Below are 13,824 nucleotides of genomic sequence, written 5' to 3'. Positions count from 1 at the left end.
GCGCGAACTGGCCTGCCACTCGGCCGGGACCGGCGCCCCAGCGCCGCAGCCCGGACGAACGGCAGGCCAGTTCGCGCACTCCCAGATGGGAAGCTGAGGTCCGTTGCGACCGGTTCGTGTGCTGTCCGGGGGCAAGCTGTCGTGCTGTGGCCCCGTCGGTGACACTCGCTTTCACCGTGATTCCTGACTGATCACCGCTCATTCTGGTGCAGTGGTGGTGCGCGCCTCGCCACAAAGCCGCTGCATCAGAGATCTCTTTACTTCCTGGCATGAGGGTGCTCTTACGCTCGTCGCGCTCTCCACGGTTCCACGTGGTGACACCGCTCCCGCCGGGTGTAGCCGCCCGGAACACCCACGCTGACGGAACCCCAGAAGGGTTCTGACTCTCGGAAGTGTCCTCCCCCCGTGTGCCACTGGACACCGGGGTAGGCTCGACGCAGAGACCTGAGAGCGGCAGAAGCAAGTCCACATCGCTTGTAGCCCTCGTAACAGTACGGCGATTCCACCCAGCCGATCTTGCACTGATCGCAGACCACGTACTCGACCTCGAAAGCAAGGTCGGACCTAAAATAAGCCGCTCGTATGCGCCAACCTTGCCGTTCGTAGTACCCGGCTGGCCGATCGACCCAAGGTTTCGGCGGGGTGGCGGTCTTGTCGAAACGGTACGCCTCGGGGCATAGCCATCGGTGGAACCGGTCGCGCCACGTCGGCTTGTCGGGCCACTCTCGTACCCAATGAACATGGTCAGCGAGCTGCACCACAACACTGATCGCCGTGTCCTTTTCCACGAAGTCTCCTTTCGTGTACTCCGGGTTCCGTATGCCTGAGGCTGCCCACCAGACTGGCGGCAGGCGGACATCTGTGCTGCCTCAACAGTCGGGAATTCGACGGTGATAGGCGCTCTGTGACCTCTGCACGACGGACAGCTTGAGGACATACCCCTACCTCGCCACTCCTACGCACGGTGAGCTCGCCACAGCGACTTAAAACTGAGCAAACACAGCCTCGGACTCGCCAGAGCCATGAGCTTAGGAAGCTTGGGCTTCTTGGCGGCGGTTGCTGCGCTGACCTGTGGCGGAGCGGTGTTGGACCTCTGGTCGCATCCGGGGCGAGTTCCCGCTGTTCCCCGTGATTCCCCGCGGGATCTGGCACGCGAATGGCACGGTCACCTCGCCTCGGACGTTCCTTGGCAGAACTGGGCCCTGGAGCGTCCGAGCCTCAGCCGACGACAGTCAGCCACGATGGCGGGCGCGCCGACCGACCGCGCACGCGTGTGCTTCGTTGTACCCCCACCGGCCTCAGCCACGCTGCCATGCCGTCGACCAGAGCAAGTCACGCCAGTGGAAGCATGGCGGTGAGTCCTTGGGTGACGACCTCTTCATTTCGAAGCAACTTGGGCGGGCGCTCTACCTTGGGCCGGTGCGTCTCTCAGCTGGTGCGATGGTCCGCAGTCGTCCGCGCCTGTCCACCGCTGCCTCTCGGCGTTGTCACGCAGTCAGACACTCGCTAGCGGCCCGGCTTGATGGCATTCCCTGACAGAGGTTGTTACGCGAAGTGCAGCGCGGCCTTTACTTATAGGTTCCAGCCTATTGTCAAGATATCCTCTTCACCAAATTCGGCACCTTCGAGAAATCCCAGCGCGTGCCCGTCGGACTGTCGGAAGATTCTTCCCGCTGGCTCCCAGTCGAGATACTGGCGCCGGTCTTCTTCTAGTGACTTTAGCGGACTGTATTCTTCTCCATTGTCAATCACCGCGACGCCCTCCTTAAGTTGAGGGCCACATTCCATTGCCCTGTCTGCAGCCTTCTGGATCCCATCGAATAGTACGTGCAGGTATTTTTCAAGGCAGCTCGCGTGAACCACGTCGAAGTATCGCACCCTGCTCGATGCCTGATTCCATGCTTCCCGATCATTGAAGGGCTCTAGGTAGCTCATTCGAACCCAGGGAAGGGCCAGGAACACGTTCCTTCCTTCGTGTCTAACAGTGCCAATCATGGGTGCATCCAGCACAGCAAAGGGCGCGATGAAGCGAATCGGGTTGGACTTCCTATCTCTGGAGTCAGAGACTCCGATTAGGTGGTCTGCGGCCTTCAGGAGTGGCAGAGTGAGGGACCTGTAGGCGTCCTCACCTGTCAACTCCAGCTTGCCTCCCCTGTGGCGTGCCGCCTTGGTGAGGGATATGGCGTGAAAGGGGGGATTGTCGAAAATTTCAAACTCGTGACAAGCTAGTGCGTCATGAACGCTCATAAGGTATGAGAAGTCTGGACCCGTGCCGTCGCTACCCAGGGAAGGGAAGACGCGTACGTCTGGTCCTGCTGTGCCGACAATCTCAGGGAATGCCGTAGAGTCTTGCGGTGGATCGTGACGAAGAAAGAAAACATATGGCAGTTCGCTCTGCTTGCACTCGATAAGTGTGTTGAGTTTCGCGCGTGTTTGGAATTCTCCTTCCTTTTCGGCGCTGTGTGAGAGTGGAATATCTGCAAAGACGTCGAGTGCGCGCACTTGCCCGGAGTCTCGATCGACGTATGCCCATTCCTCCTGGATTTCGCCGCGCCACCTGCCTTTTGGTGCGGCTTCTTTGAGTGTCTCGGCTACCGTAGCCTGTAGTGGGTATCCTGATCGGACAACAGCTTCGAGAAGGTCTTTCCCGGTCACTCCGGCTTTCAGCTTGGCGTATTGCGGCGTTTTGTCAGCGTGCATCGAGCCTTGCTCCTCCCAGCGTGAGGGATCAGCATGCCGCATGGGACGCAGGGGATGGGTGGATTTAGTGCTCTCGACTGCTTCACGGGCTCGCGAGGTCGGCGTAGCGGCTTTGGGCTGGAGCTGCTTTGGGGCGAGTGATCATGGCCCCGTAAGCTTCCGGCGAGTCGGGCAGTCTGTGGACCTGCCCGTTAAAGCACGACGTTGGGGCCATGATCTTCGAGGCTCGCCCCAAAGTGGCTGCCTAAAGCCGTGGAGCCGACCGCCCCAGCCACAGAGGGTGTCTCCCACCTCACGCCCGCAGCCGCCGAGCGCGGCCAGCCGGGGCGGAGACAGGAGGCAGGCCGCGCCGTGCGCGGGCTCTTGATGACGTAGAGAAAGTCTGAGCCACGCGGCAGGAGTTACAGCTGGAACATGAGCTCCAGTTCGTCGCCCGGGAGGTGGAACTCCTCCAGGGCCAGAGGCTTCTCCGAATCCGTCAGGGTCACGCGGATGATGTGCAGCACTGGGACTCCGTCAGGCAGTCGGAGCGCCTGTGCCTGGTCCGGTAGGGGCATGCGTGTGCGGACGTACTCCGTGAAGTGGAGTTCGTGGCCCAGGTCGGCGAGCGCCGCGTAGAGCTCGGGCGCCGGCGGCGGGGCCTCCTCCTCGTACTTGGTGTCGATGAGCATCGAGAACGGGACGTACGTCCGGTGGAGTTGGCGCAGGCGGCCGTGGTCCGCGGTCTGCAGCGCGTCGTACGTGAACATCGGCTCGCCCGGCGGGATGCGCAGCAAGTCCGCGAGGGCCAGCGGGGCATCCGTGCGCGTGGCTACCGGCGGCTCGGCGTCGGTCCAGCGGATGCCGTCCGCCTCGGCGTAGCGGCCCTCCGGAGTCCTGCGTACGCCGCGCGGGCGCGTGTGGCTGGGACGGCTGTGGGGTGAGCGGGCGAAGGTGCCCCGGCCCATGATGGCCTCGACGAGACCGGACGCCCGTAGCTCACTCAGGCCCTGACGGACCGTCGGGCGCGTGACGCCGAACTGCTTCGCCAGCGACTCCTCGGAAGGCAGTGGCTGACCGGCGGGGAAGGTGCCGTCCAAGATGCCTTCGCGCAGGTAGTCGGCGATCTGCCGGTACTTCGGCTGCGTGTTCTTCGGCGGAAGCCGACCCACCTCGCCCGCTGGTCCGTGGACGGCGAGCCGTTCCACGAGTCGTTCAAGACGAAGCCTCTGGCCGACCGCTTCCGGGCCAGGCTCCTGCGTGCGGCGGACAAGGGCGAGCCCTTCGACACCGTCACCGGCCTGCCCGACTCGTTGCGCGGCGGCGAAGCCGCACTGTCGTTCCTGGAGCTGGCGGTCAAGTACGTGGATGCCCGGTGGGCTGAAGCGTCGGCCAAGCAGCGAGACAGCATGACGGACGCGTTGGCGACGGTCGTTCCCGCCCTCGTGAAGCCGGGGCGCGGGCGGCTGGGTCCGAAGGTTCTGCGGCGAGCACTGCGGTCGTACGTCCTGCCGGTGCCTCGCCGGGAGCGTGAGCGGCCGGAGGAGATCGTCGCGGCGGCGCGGTGGATCGAGAAGGCGTCCCTGCCCTTGGCAGAGCTGCAAGAGATCGCCCGCGCTCACGAAGTGATCGACGCGCTGAGCCGACGCCTCGACGGCAAGCCTGCCGCGATGCAGACGTACCGGCGGCGGAGGGCAGTGGTCTTCAACGTCCTCGAATACGCCGTGGAGCTGGAGCACCTGCCGTCGAATCCACTCGCGCGCGTCCGGCGCAAGCGAGGGAAGCGGGCCGTGCAGGAGGTCGACCGCCGGGTGGTGGTCAACCCTCGGCAGGCTCGGGAGCTGCTGACCGCTGTCACGTACGTGGGCGGCTACGACCGGGCGAGCGGTCGGCGGCTGCGGGCGTTCTTCGGGTGCCTGTACTACGCGGCCATGCGACCGGGCGAAGCCCTGGGGCTCCGCCGCTCCGACTGCACGCTCCCCGCGTCGGGGTGGGGCCGCATCGAACTGGCGGAGACCCGTCCGACGGCGGGGAAGGCCTGGACCGACTCGGGCGAGGCACACGACCGGCGCGGGCTGAAGCAGCGGGCCCGCGGCGAGGTGCGCATCGTGCCGATCCCGCCTCCGCTGGTGCGGCTGCTCCGCGAGCATGTGAAGGAGTTCGGTACGGCGAAAGACGGTCGGCTGTTCGCCAGCGAGCGAGGCAACGTGATCGCGGCCTCGTCGTACTCACGGGTGTGGAAGCAGACCCGGGAGCTGGCGCTCACGCCGCACCAGGTGTCTTCGGTTCTGGCCTTCCGGCCGTACGACCTGCGCCACGCGGGCGTCTCCCAGTGGCTCAACTCGGGAGTCCCCGCCCCGGAGGTCGCGGCTCGCGCGGGCCACTCAGTGGACGTCCTGCTGAAGATCTACGCGAAGTGCATTGACGGCCAGGAGAAAGAAATGAACGATCGGATCATGCAGGGGCTGGAGGAAGGGGGCGGCCCGACGGACTGAGACAGCTACCTGAGCAGCGGGCGGAGCCCCGGAGAGACTTGTTCTGACCTGCCGTGAGGGCCATCAAGATCATTACGTGATCACTGGCAAAGGGCTGCTTCCGGCGGCATCCGCCTGCACATACGCGAAGACCCCGTCCTCAGCAAACTCGCTGATGGCGGGGTCTACAGGCACCTAATCCAAGGTGCCCCCGGCAGGATTCGAACCTGCGCACACGGCTCCGGAGGCCGTTGCTCTATCCCCTGAGCTACGGGGGCGTGTCGGTCGCGGTGTTCGCGGCGACGGGTAGAACCCTACCAGCTCTTCGGTGGTCCTCAGGAATGGGTTCGCGGGCGGCGCCCGGGGGGCCGGGGCGGGCGCCGCTTCGCAGGTCAGGGCTTGCGGCCGACGCCGGCGTAGGCGTCCACCTCCGTGGTGGTGTCGGTGGTCGGTTCGGGGCGCCAGCGGGTGACCTGGGCGACGCCCGGGTCGGCGAGGGTGAGGCCGTCGAAGAAGCCGGTGATCTCCTCGACGCTGCGGACGTAGTACGGGATCGCGCCGCTCTGGTTGTAGGCGTTGGACGCGGCGATCATGCCGTCGCTGGTGGCGGTGGAGTCGCTGATCACCAGGTAGCTGCCGGAGGGGAGCCCGGCCATCAGGCGGCCGACCAGGTCGCGGGCCTGGTCGTAGGACGCGACGTGGCCCAGGGTGTTCAGGATCATGAGGGCGACCGGCTGGGAGAGGTCCAGGGTCTTGGCGGCCTCCGTGAGGATGGCCTCCGGGTCGTACATGTTCGCGTCGATGTACGACGTCTCGCCCTCGGGCGTGCTGGTGAGCAGGGCCCGGGCGTGGGCGAGGACCAGCGGGTCGTTGTCCACGTACACGATGCGGGACTCGGGGGCGACGCGCTGGGCGACCTCGTGGGTGTTGTCGGCGGTCGGCAGGCCCGTGCCGATGTCCAGGAACTGGCGGACGCCCTGCTCCCCCGCCAGGTGGCGGACCGCGCGGCCGAGGAAGAGGCGGCTGGTGCGGGCCACGTCGACGAGGCCCGGGAAGATCTCCTTGATCTGGTCGCCCAGCTCGCGGTCCTTCTCGTAGTTGTCCTTGCCGCCCACGAAGTAGTTCCAGAAGCGTGCCGAGTGGGGCTTGCTCGTGTCGATCCGCGCGCGTATCTCGGCGGACGAGTCGAGTCTGGGGTCGGAACCGGTCACGGGGGACCTCCTGCGGTGCGTGGGCCTGTCGATCGATGCTGCGATACAGCGGTGTACGTGGGTGCGTCGTCACGTCGTTGCCGTGCGCATCAATTGAATCGTGGATCAAAGTAGCAACTGCGCCGGGGGGTGCGACCGTTGCCTTCCCTCTCCCCCGTCGCCTACTCAGGGCGTACGAGTAGGCGTACGGATACCCGGCGGGCGCCGCGGCCGCGACGCTTGCGGGCATGACGAAACCTCTGCGGAACCTCAAGTGGGCCGTGCTCCGGGGCCTGTTGCGCACGGTCGGGCGGACCTCCGAGGGCATCCGCGTCGGCTACCGGCACGGCTTCGACAGCGGCACGATGCTCGACTACGTGTACGTGAACCGGGCGCGCGGCGCGTTCGGCGTCGGCCGTCTCGTCGACCGCGTCTATCTCGACGCCGTCGGCTGGCGCGCCGTCCGCGCCCGCCGCGACCTCCTCCAGCGGTTGCTGCGCGAGCAGGTCGAGAACCGCCCCGGCCGCCCGGTCCGCGTCCTCGACGTGGCCGCGGGGCCGGGGCGCTACCTGCACGACCTGGCCGCGACGTACGGGCCCGAGCGGGTGCGGGTGGTCTGCCGGGACCTCGCGGAGGCCGGACTCCGCCGGGGCGAGTCGCTGGCGCGGGCACGGGGGCTCACGAACGTCTCGTACGAGACCGGGGACGCGTTCGCCCCCGAGCCGCCGCACGCCGGGGCGCCGGACGTCATCGTGGTCTCGGGCCTGTACGAGCTGCTGCTCGACGACGACACCGTCCGTACGTCCCTCAAGCGGCTGCGCGGGCTGCTGGCCCCGGGCGGCGTCCTGATCTGCACGACCCAGACCCACCACCCCCAGCTCGACTTCATCGCGAACGTGCTGCCCAACCGGGAGGGGCGGCTGTGGGTCATGAAGTGCCGCAACGCGGCGCTGACGGAGGGGTGGGCCCGGGAGGCGGGGTTCGGGAACGTGCGGAGCCGGCGGGAGGAGGTGGGGTTGTTCGCCGTGACCGTTTGCACCGACAGCTCAACCGACAGTTCAACCGACAGTTCATGAGGCGCGGCGCTTCGACGCCGTCTTCTTGCCCGCCGTGGTCTTCTTTGTGGCCGTCGTCGTCTTCTTGGTGCCCGCTGTCGTCTTCTTTGCGGCCGTCGATTTCGTGGCGGTCGTCGTCTTCTTCGCTGTGCTCTTCTTCGACGTGCTCTTCTTCGGGGCGGGGGCCGTGGACTTCTTCGCCGACGTGGACTTCTTGCCGCCCACCTGCTTGGGAGCGGTACGGGAGGAACGGCGTGTCGGCAGGTGCGTGACCTCGGCCTCCTTGTCGCCCGCCGGCTCGCCGCGGGCGGTGCGGGCGGCGCGGACGCTGCTCTCCAGGGCGGCCATCAGGTCGATGACCTTGCCGCCGCCCGGCTCGGCCGCGGGCTCGGGGGCGGTGGTCGTACCGCCCTCGACCTTCGCGGCGATCATCTCCTCCACGGCGGCGCGGTAGTCGTCGTGGAGCGAGTCGAGGTCGACCTCGCCGAGGGTGTCCATCAGGGCGTCCGCGAGGTCGAGTTCGGCGTCGCGGACCGTGACGCTCGCGTCCGGGGCGACGCTGTCGGTGGCGCGGATCTCGTCCGGCCACAGCAGGCCGTGCATGGCGATGACGTCGTCGACGACGCGCAGCATGCCGAGCCGTTCGCGGCCGCGCAGTGCGAATTTGGCGATGGCCACGCGGTCGCTGCGCTTGAGCGCCTCGCGCAGCAGGGTGTACGGCTTGGCGGCGGGCACTCCGTTGGCCGACAGGTAGTACGCGGTGTCCATCTGGAGCGGGTCGATGCGGTCCGCCGGTACGAACGAGACGATCTCGATGGTCTTCGCGGTCGGGATCGGCAGCGAGGCCAGGTCGTCCTCGGTGATCGGGATGACCGAGCCGTCGGCGTCCTCGTAGCCCTTGCCGATCTCGGAGGTCGGGACCTCGCGGTCCTCCAGCTCGCAGACCTTGCGGTAGCGGATGCGGCCGCCGTCCTCCGTGTGGATCTGGCGGAAGGAGATCGAGTGGCTCTCCGTGGCGTTGACCAGCTTGATCGGGATGCTGACCAGGCCGAAGGAGATGGCGCCGTTCCATATGGAGCGCATGTGGTGCACCTTTCGCCACGGTTTGCCGCGTTTCGTGGGATTCTCATCGTATGACGCCCATCACGGAGGTGGAGGGGCGACGGCTCGCGCTCAGCAACCTCGACAAGGTGCTGTATCCGGCGAGCGGCTTCACGAAGGGTGAGGTCCTGCACTACTACGCGACCGCCGCGGACGTGCTGCTCCCGGAGTTGCGCGACCGGCCCGTGTCGTTCCTGCGCTTCCCGGACGGCCCCGAGGGACAGCGCTTCTTCACCAAGAACGTGCTGCCCGGTACGCCCGGCTGGGTGCGGACGGCCGAGGTGCCGAGGTCCGAGGGGCCCGCGCGGCAGATCCTCGTACAGGACCTGCCGACGCTGGTGTGGGCGGCGAACCTGGTGACGGAGTTCCACACGCCGCAGTGGCGGGCGGACGCGCCGGGGCTCGCGGACCGGCTCGTGCTCGACCTGGACCCCGGTCCGCCCGCGACCGTGGTGGAGGCGTGCGCGGCGGCGCTGTGGCTGCGGGAGCGGCTGGTCGCCGACGGGTTCGAGGTGTTCGTGAAGACGTCCGGGAGCAAGGGGCTGCACGTGGTCGTGCCGCTGGTGCCGGTCGCTTCCGCGCGGGTCTCGGCGTACGCGAAGGAGCTCGCGGTGGCGGCGGAGCGGGCGCTGCCCGCGCTCGTGGTGCACCGGATGACGCGGAGCCTGCGGCCGGGGAAGGTGTTCGTGGACTTCAGCCAGAACGCGGCGGCGAAGACCACGGCGACGGCCTATACGGTGCGGGCGCGGGCGGAGCCGACCGTATCGGCTCCGGTGACGTGGGGCGAGGTGGCCGAGTGCCGTGACCTCGGGGATCCCGGGCGGCTGGTCTTCCGGGTCCCGGACATGGCGGCCCGGCTGCGCCGGGAGGGCGATCTGTTCGCGCCCCTGCGGGACCCCGCGGGGGCGGCGGGGCTGCCCCGGGGCGGGGCCTGAGCCCGGGCCGCGGTTGCCTGGCAGGCCCCGTCGGCTAGACCCGGTGCCAGACGTGGCGGTCCCGCGCCAGGGCGTGCAGGGCCTCCACGTCCGCCGGTTTAAGGACGCCGCCCGCGCGGGCCAGGGCGGGCAGGTCCGGCTCGGTGAGCACGCGGATCTCGCGCGGCTCCGCGGTGACCTCGACGGACACCGCGCCGACGGGCACGAGGACGGCCCGGACCTCGGCGGTGAGGGCGAAGGAGGCCCGCGCGGCGTCGGCGCGCAGCTCCCGCAGGAGCGGGACGGCCTTGGCGCGGCCGACCGCCACGAGGGGGTCGGCCACCCGCACCCGCTGCCGCCGCGCGGGCACCGCGCGGACGCAGAAGAGCCCGCCGGGCCCGATCAGCAGATGGTGGATGCGCGCGCCGCCGGGCAGGCCGACGGAGTGCAGCGTGTGCCAGCCGACGGCGTCGAGCCGGTCGAGGGCGTCGCCGACGGCGACCTCGGCGGCGAGGGCCAGGCTCCGGGGGTCGGACCGCAGCTTGCGGGCCGACGGCGGGTCCCGTTCGAGCCGGACGCGCAGCGCCTCCCCCGGCCGGTTCGGCGCGAGGTCGTCGTCGGGGTGGAGGGAGAGCCGGGCCAGCTCGGCGGGGGTGGGCACGGGTGGGGGCCCGACCGCGACGTTGCCCGTGAGGAAGGGGGCAAGGACGTGCAGGACGTCCTCCTCCTCGGCCGCGCTGAGCAGGTTCACCCGGGCGGTCTCGCGGTCGTACCAGGCCACGTTCCTGCCGTCCGCCCGGCACACGTAGAGCCGCTCATGACCGTGTCGGAAGGCCGGTACGACACGCAGTCCGCTCATCCCCATCACCCCACCGACCATGGGAACAGTCCGGACGCGCCTCGGGCAAGAAGCTGACAGGGCCGCAAGGAAGTTGATGCCCGTGCGCCCGTTGTTCACCCCGCCCGGCCCGGCCCGCGCGCCGTGCCTTCCCCGCCCGGCCCGGTCCACGCGCCGTGCCCTCCCCGCCACGCCCCCGGCCCCCCATTCCGTAACGGCACCGCCCGCACAGCTATGGCGCGCTGTTACACACTCGCCGAACCGCCGCAATGGCGGACACCTAGCGTCGTAGCTGCCATCGCCTCCCGCCCGCCGGGGCCGGGCCCCGCCGCACGAGCGCAAGGAACGTACCGTGAGCCATCCCCGCCGCACCGCAGCCCTCCGTACCGCCGCCGTCGCCGTGCTCGCGGGCGGCGCGCTGCTCGTCCCCGCCACCGGCGCCCTCGCCGCCGAGCCCGCCCCCGCGCCCCGGCACGCGGACGAGACCGTCACCCCCAAGGGCGGCGTCCGCGCCGGTGCCGACGGGCTGCGCGAGGCGGGCGACCCCGCCTTCCTGGCGGCGGGCGGCGCCATGGCCGCCGCCGGAGCCGCGGGGCTCGGCTTCGCGATGCTCCGCCGGGGCCGCACCGACGGCTGACCCCGCCCCCTTCTCCGCAGACCAGCCCAGGAGCGCTCATGACCACCCCCACCGCGCAGCCCCAGGAAGACACCGCCGCCCCCGCCCGCCGCCGCACGGGGCGCATCGCGGCGGCGGCCGCCCTCACCGCCGCCGTCGGCGTCGGGCTCATCGCCTGCGGCCAGGGCGGGCACGGCGCCGCCGCCCCCGACGTGACCGTGAAGAACGCGGCGGCCGCGCGGGCCAAGCAGGCCCCGGCCCCCTGAAGGAGTCGAAGCCGACCGGGCTGCGGATCCCGTCGGCCGGGGTCGACGCCTCGCGGATGCTGGACCTCGGCATCGGCGCGGACGGGGAACTGGAGGTGCCGCCGGTCGCGAAGGCCGAGGTGCCGGGCTGGTGGACGGGCGGCGTCACGCCCGGTCAGAAGGGCGCGGCCGTCCTCGTCGCGCACTACGACACCGCGAAAGGACCGGCGTTGATGCGGAACGTGGCCGAAGTGAAGGTCGGCGACGCCATCATGGTGCCGCGCGCGGACGGCAGCACGGCGACGTTCCGGGTGCGCGAGATCCAGCAGGTCGACAAGAAAGACTTTCCAACCCATAAGGTGTACGGGGCGACCGACCGGCCGGAGCTGCGCCTCCTGACGTGCGGCGGCCCGATCAGGAACGGCCACCGCGCCGACAACATCATTCTCTACGCCGACCTCGTGCGGTGACCAGGCTCCCCCGGCTCCTGGCTCCGCGCGCCCCATCACCGTCCCCGGCCCGCAGGAGTGCAGTTGAACCCCAGCCGCAGCCGCCGCAGCGCGCTCGCCGCAGCCGCCCTCGCGCTGCTCGCGGGGGCGTTCACCGCGGGCTGCGGCGACCCGGGCGACCTGCGCGGCGCGGGCGCGACCCCCACGGCCGTCGGCCCCACCCGCCTCTGGCCCGACCTGCCGCCCGCGTCCTCCCCCCTCGGTGACTACGGAACGGCGGACACCGAGGAGGTCAAGGGCGTGCGGGTGCCCGGCGGCGACCTGCACGAGGTGGACCCGGTCGCCATCGTGAAGGCGCAGGCCGCCGCGCACCCCGACGACTACAGCGGCCCGTCCGCGCTCTACAAGGAAACCGTCGACGCGCTCAAGAACTGCGGCAAGAAGGGCAGGGAGTGCCCGGTCCTCAAGGCGTACTACCGCGACTTCACCGGTGACGGGAAGGACGACATGGTCATCGGCATCCGGATGCCCGAGGAGCAGCTCGCCATCCGCGTCTACGCGATGGAGAAGGGGCATCTGACGCAGATCATGGGCACCTCCGACGCCGTGCTCGGCGTGGAGCTGGCCGGGCGCGACCTGGTGCTCCGCGCGGCCTCCGACATCCCCGGCTACGAGTACCGCACGGCCTGGTCCTGGGACCGGCACCAGCGCGCGATGCTGCCGACCCGCGACGAGTTCCTGCGCTCGTCCGACGCGCCGCGCGCCAAGGGAGAGCGCAGCCCGGCGCCCGAGCTGACCGAGATCCCCGCCGAGGAGGCGCCGCCGGTTCCGGCCCCGGGACCGAGCTCCAGCGCGCACCCGGACACCGGCGCATGAGCGAGCCCCGCAGGCCGCGCCGCCCCCGGCTCCCGCTGCGCCTGCCCGCCTGGACCGCGACCCTGACGTGGAAGGCCGCGGTGTTCATCGCCGTGATGTGCTGCGCCCTCGCGGCGCTGCTCGGCGTCCTGGTGCACGTGGCGGTGACGAACCAGACCGTGGGCCAGGCCCGTGAGCGCGCCCTGTCCCGGCTCGACGACGCCACCAAGCAGTACGAGGCGGGCGGCCGCCTCGGTCCGGGCGCGGGCATCGATCCGCCGGGCCTGCCGGACCGGCTGCGCGACCTCGCCGTGGGCGGGGAGCGCGGCACGATGGTCGGCGACCACGACAGGACGCCCACGGTGTGGGCGGCGGGGCCCGCGGACGGCGGCCGGGCGATCGCCGTGGAGGTCGACTACGCGCAGGGCGCCCGCACCATCGACGGCCTCGACCGGGCGATCCTGGGCTCGTCCGTGCTCGCGATCGGCGCGACCCTGCTGGTCGGGGCGTTCGCGGTGACGCGCGTGACGCGGCGCCTGCATCTGACGGCCCGGGTCGCGCGCCGCATCAGCGCGGGCGACCTGGACGCGCGCGTGCACGACCCGCGCACCCGTGACCCCGGCCGCCACCAGGACGAGGTGGCCACGGTCTCCGGGGCCCTGGACACCATGGCCTCCTCGCTCCAGGGCAAGCTCCTGAGCGAGCAGCGGTTCACCGCGGACGTGGCGCACGAGCTGCGCACCCCGCTGACCGGGCTGCACGCGGCGGCCGAGCTGCTGCCGCCCGGCCGCCCGACCGAGCTGGTCCGGGACCGGGTGGCCGCGCTGCGCACCCTCACCGAGGACCTCCTGGAGATCTCCCGGCTCGACGCGCGCAACGAACGCGTGGACCTGGACGCGGTGCGGCTCGCTCCACTGGCGGAGCGCGTGGTGCGGGCCTCGGGCGCCGAGGTGGAACTGACCGTCGTCCACGACCTCGTGGTGGAGACCGACGGGCGGCGCCTGGAGCGGGTGCTCGGCAACCTCGTCGCGAACGCCCTCAAGCACGGCGCCCCGCCGGTGCGCCTGACCGTGGACGGGCCGGTGATCACCGTGCGGGACCACGGCCCGGGCTTCCCCGACTACCTGGTGGAGCACGGCCCGCAGCGCTTCCGCACCGAGGGGACGACCAAGGGCCACGGCCTCGGTCTGACCATCGCGCTCGGTCAGGCGCGGGTGGTCGGGGCGACCCTCACCTTCACCAATGTGGCGCAAGGGACGGGAGCGGTCGCGACGCTCACGCTGCCGTCCGACGAGCGGCCCTCCGGGGACGAGCCGGACGAAGTCCGGGCCTGACGGGAACACCTGACCGCACGTGACCTTTTGCGGACGCCGGGTGTCGCTTTTAGCGTGAATCGCGGCCTGTGAAC

The 13,824-nt window shown here is 70.1% G+C and carries 13 protein-coding genes and 1 tRNA gene; 8 read left to right on the top strand and 6 right to left on the bottom strand.

The window, feature by feature from the left end; all coding sequences use genetic code 11:
• Positions 1 to 1,572 precede the first annotated feature (1,572 nt).
• Both CP982_RS28185 and CP982_RS28180 read right to left on the bottom strand, forming a co-directional pair.
• On the bottom strand, positions 1,573 to 2,700 hold the full coding sequence (locus CP982_RS28185; protein ID WP_150513030.1) for a hypothetical protein: 1,128 nt from the start codon (positions 2,698 to 2,700) through the stop codon (positions 1,573 to 1,575).
• A 401-nt stretch (positions 2,701 to 3,101) separates the two neighbouring features.
• Entirely contained in the window at positions 3,102 to 3,887 is a 786-nt protein-coding gene (locus CP982_RS28180) for a GntR family transcriptional regulator (RefSeq protein WP_229878486.1), read from the bottom strand.
• On the opposite strand from CP982_RS28180, the gene CP982_RS28175 reads away from it, so the two are divergent.
• Positions 3,867 to 5,174 carry a tyrosine-type recombinase/integrase gene (locus tag CP982_RS28175; RefSeq protein ID WP_229878488.1) on the top strand — a complete coding sequence of 436 codons (1,308 nt, stop codon included), beginning with the start codon at positions 3,867 to 3,869 and terminating at the stop codon, positions 5,172 to 5,174. The genes CP982_RS28180 and CP982_RS28175 overlap by 21 nt on opposite strands.
• 185 nt (positions 5,175 to 5,359) lie before the next feature.
• Here the strand turns inward: CP982_RS28175 and CP982_RS28170 are convergent.
• Together CP982_RS28170 and CP982_RS28165 are read right to left on the bottom strand one after the other, a co-directional pair.
• Positions 5,360 to 5,431 (bottom strand) — tRNA-Arg (locus CP982_RS28170).
• Between the two features lie 114 nt (positions 5,432 to 5,545).
• Positions 5,546 to 6,364: an SAM-dependent methyltransferase gene (locus CP982_RS28165; protein ID WP_144320922.1), complete on the bottom strand. Its 819-nt coding sequence runs from the start codon at positions 6,362 to 6,364 to the stop codon at positions 5,546 to 5,548.
• A gap of 227 nt (positions 6,365 to 6,591) precedes the next feature.
• Between CP982_RS28165 and CP982_RS28160 the strand changes: the two genes are divergently transcribed.
• Positions 6,592 to 7,419: a class I SAM-dependent methyltransferase family protein gene (locus tag CP982_RS28160; protein ID WP_150513028.1), complete on the top strand. Its 828-nt coding sequence runs from the start codon at positions 6,592 to 6,594 to the stop codon at positions 7,417 to 7,419.
• Here the strand turns inward: CP982_RS28160 and ku are convergent.
• Positions 7,414 to 8,481, bottom strand: coding sequence for a non-homologous end joining protein Ku (ku, locus tag CP982_RS28155; protein WP_150513027.1), 1,068 nt, complete (start codon positions 8,479 to 8,481; stop codon positions 7,414 to 7,416). The two genes, CP982_RS28160 and ku, sit on opposite strands and share 6 nt — an antisense overlap.
• 50 nt (positions 8,482 to 8,531) lie before the next feature.
• On the opposite strand from ku, the gene ligD reads away from it, so the two are divergent.
• Positions 8,532 to 9,434 (top strand): non-homologous end-joining DNA ligase, encoded by a 903-nt coding sequence (gene ligD, locus CP982_RS28150; protein ID WP_150513026.1) that lies wholly within the window; start codon positions 8,532 to 8,534, stop codon positions 9,432 to 9,434.
• Between the two features lie 34 nt (positions 9,435 to 9,468).
• Here the strand turns inward: ligD and CP982_RS28145 are convergent, their stop codons facing one another.
• Complete coding sequence (locus CP982_RS28145) at positions 9,469 to 10,272, bottom strand: nuclease-related domain-containing protein (RefSeq protein WP_150513025.1); 804 nt, start codon at positions 10,270 to 10,272, stop codon at positions 9,469 to 9,471.
• Between the two features lie 331 nt (positions 10,273 to 10,603).
• On the opposite strand from CP982_RS28145, the gene CP982_RS28140 reads away from it, so the two are divergent.
• The 5 genes from CP982_RS28140 to CP982_RS28125 are packed head-to-tail and all read left to right on the top strand — an operon-like array spanning position 10,604 to position 13,750.
• Complete coding sequence (locus CP982_RS28140; protein WP_150513024.1) at positions 10,604 to 10,888, top strand: hypothetical protein; 285 nt, start codon at positions 10,604 to 10,606, stop codon at positions 10,886 to 10,888.
• Between the two features lie 38 nt (positions 10,889 to 10,926).
• A complete protein-coding gene (locus CP982_RS42665; RefSeq protein ID WP_245004358.1) occupies positions 10,927 to 11,133 on the top strand; it encodes a hypothetical protein in 207 nt (68 codons plus the stop codon).
• Positions 11,043 to 11,582: a class F sortase gene (locus CP982_RS28135; protein ID WP_342355649.1), complete on the top strand. Its 540-nt coding sequence runs from the start codon at positions 11,043 to 11,045 to the stop codon at positions 11,580 to 11,582. Before CP982_RS42665 ends, CP982_RS28135 begins: the two co-directional genes overlap by 91 nt.
• A gap of 57 nt (positions 11,583 to 11,639) precedes the next feature.
• The gene (locus CP982_RS28130; protein WP_372503422.1) at positions 11,640 to 12,437 is read left to right on the top strand and encodes a hypothetical protein; all 798 of its coding nucleotides are present in this window, start codon (positions 11,640 to 11,642) and stop codon (positions 12,435 to 12,437) included.
• The gene (locus CP982_RS28125) at positions 12,434 to 13,750 is read left to right on the top strand and encodes an ATP-binding protein (protein ID WP_150513022.1); all 1,317 of its coding nucleotides are present in this window, start codon (positions 12,434 to 12,436) and stop codon (positions 13,748 to 13,750) included. Before CP982_RS28130 ends, CP982_RS28125 begins: the two co-directional genes overlap by 4 nt.
• Positions 13,751 to 13,824 lie beyond the last annotated feature (74 nt).

It is taken from the genome of Streptomyces spectabilis, assembly GCF_008704795.1.
Lineage (GTDB): Bacteria > Actinomycetota > Actinomycetes > Streptomycetales > Streptomycetaceae > Streptomyces > Streptomyces spectabilis.
This window is presented reverse-complemented; position numbering and strand designations above follow the sequence as displayed.

Coding starts and splice junctions, on each gene's coding strand:
- ligD (WP_150513026.1), top strand. CDS start 8,532: ATGACGCCCATCACGGAGGTGGAGGGGCGACGGCTCGCGCTCAGCAAC.
- CP982_RS28160 (WP_150513028.1), top strand. CDS start 6,592: ATGACGAAACCTCTGCGGAACCTCAAGTGGGCCGTGCTCCGGGGCCTG.
- CP982_RS28125 (WP_150513022.1), top strand. CDS start 12,434: ATGAGCGAGCCCCGCAGGCCGCGCCGCCCCCGGCTCCCGCTGCGCCTG.
- CP982_RS28185 (WP_150513030.1), bottom strand. CDS start 2,700: ATGCACGCTGACAAAACGCCGCAATACGCCAAGCTGAAAGCCGGAGTG.
- CP982_RS28145 (WP_150513025.1), bottom strand. CDS start 10,272: ATGAGCGGACTGCGTGTCGTACCGGCCTTCCGACACGGTCATGAGCGG.
- CP982_RS42665 (WP_245004358.1), top strand. CDS start 10,927: ATGACCACCCCCACCGCGCAGCCCCAGGAAGACACCGCCGCCCCCGCC.
- ku (WP_150513027.1), bottom strand. CDS start 8,481: ATGCGCTCCATATGGAACGGCGCCATCTCCTTCGGCCTGGTCAGCATC.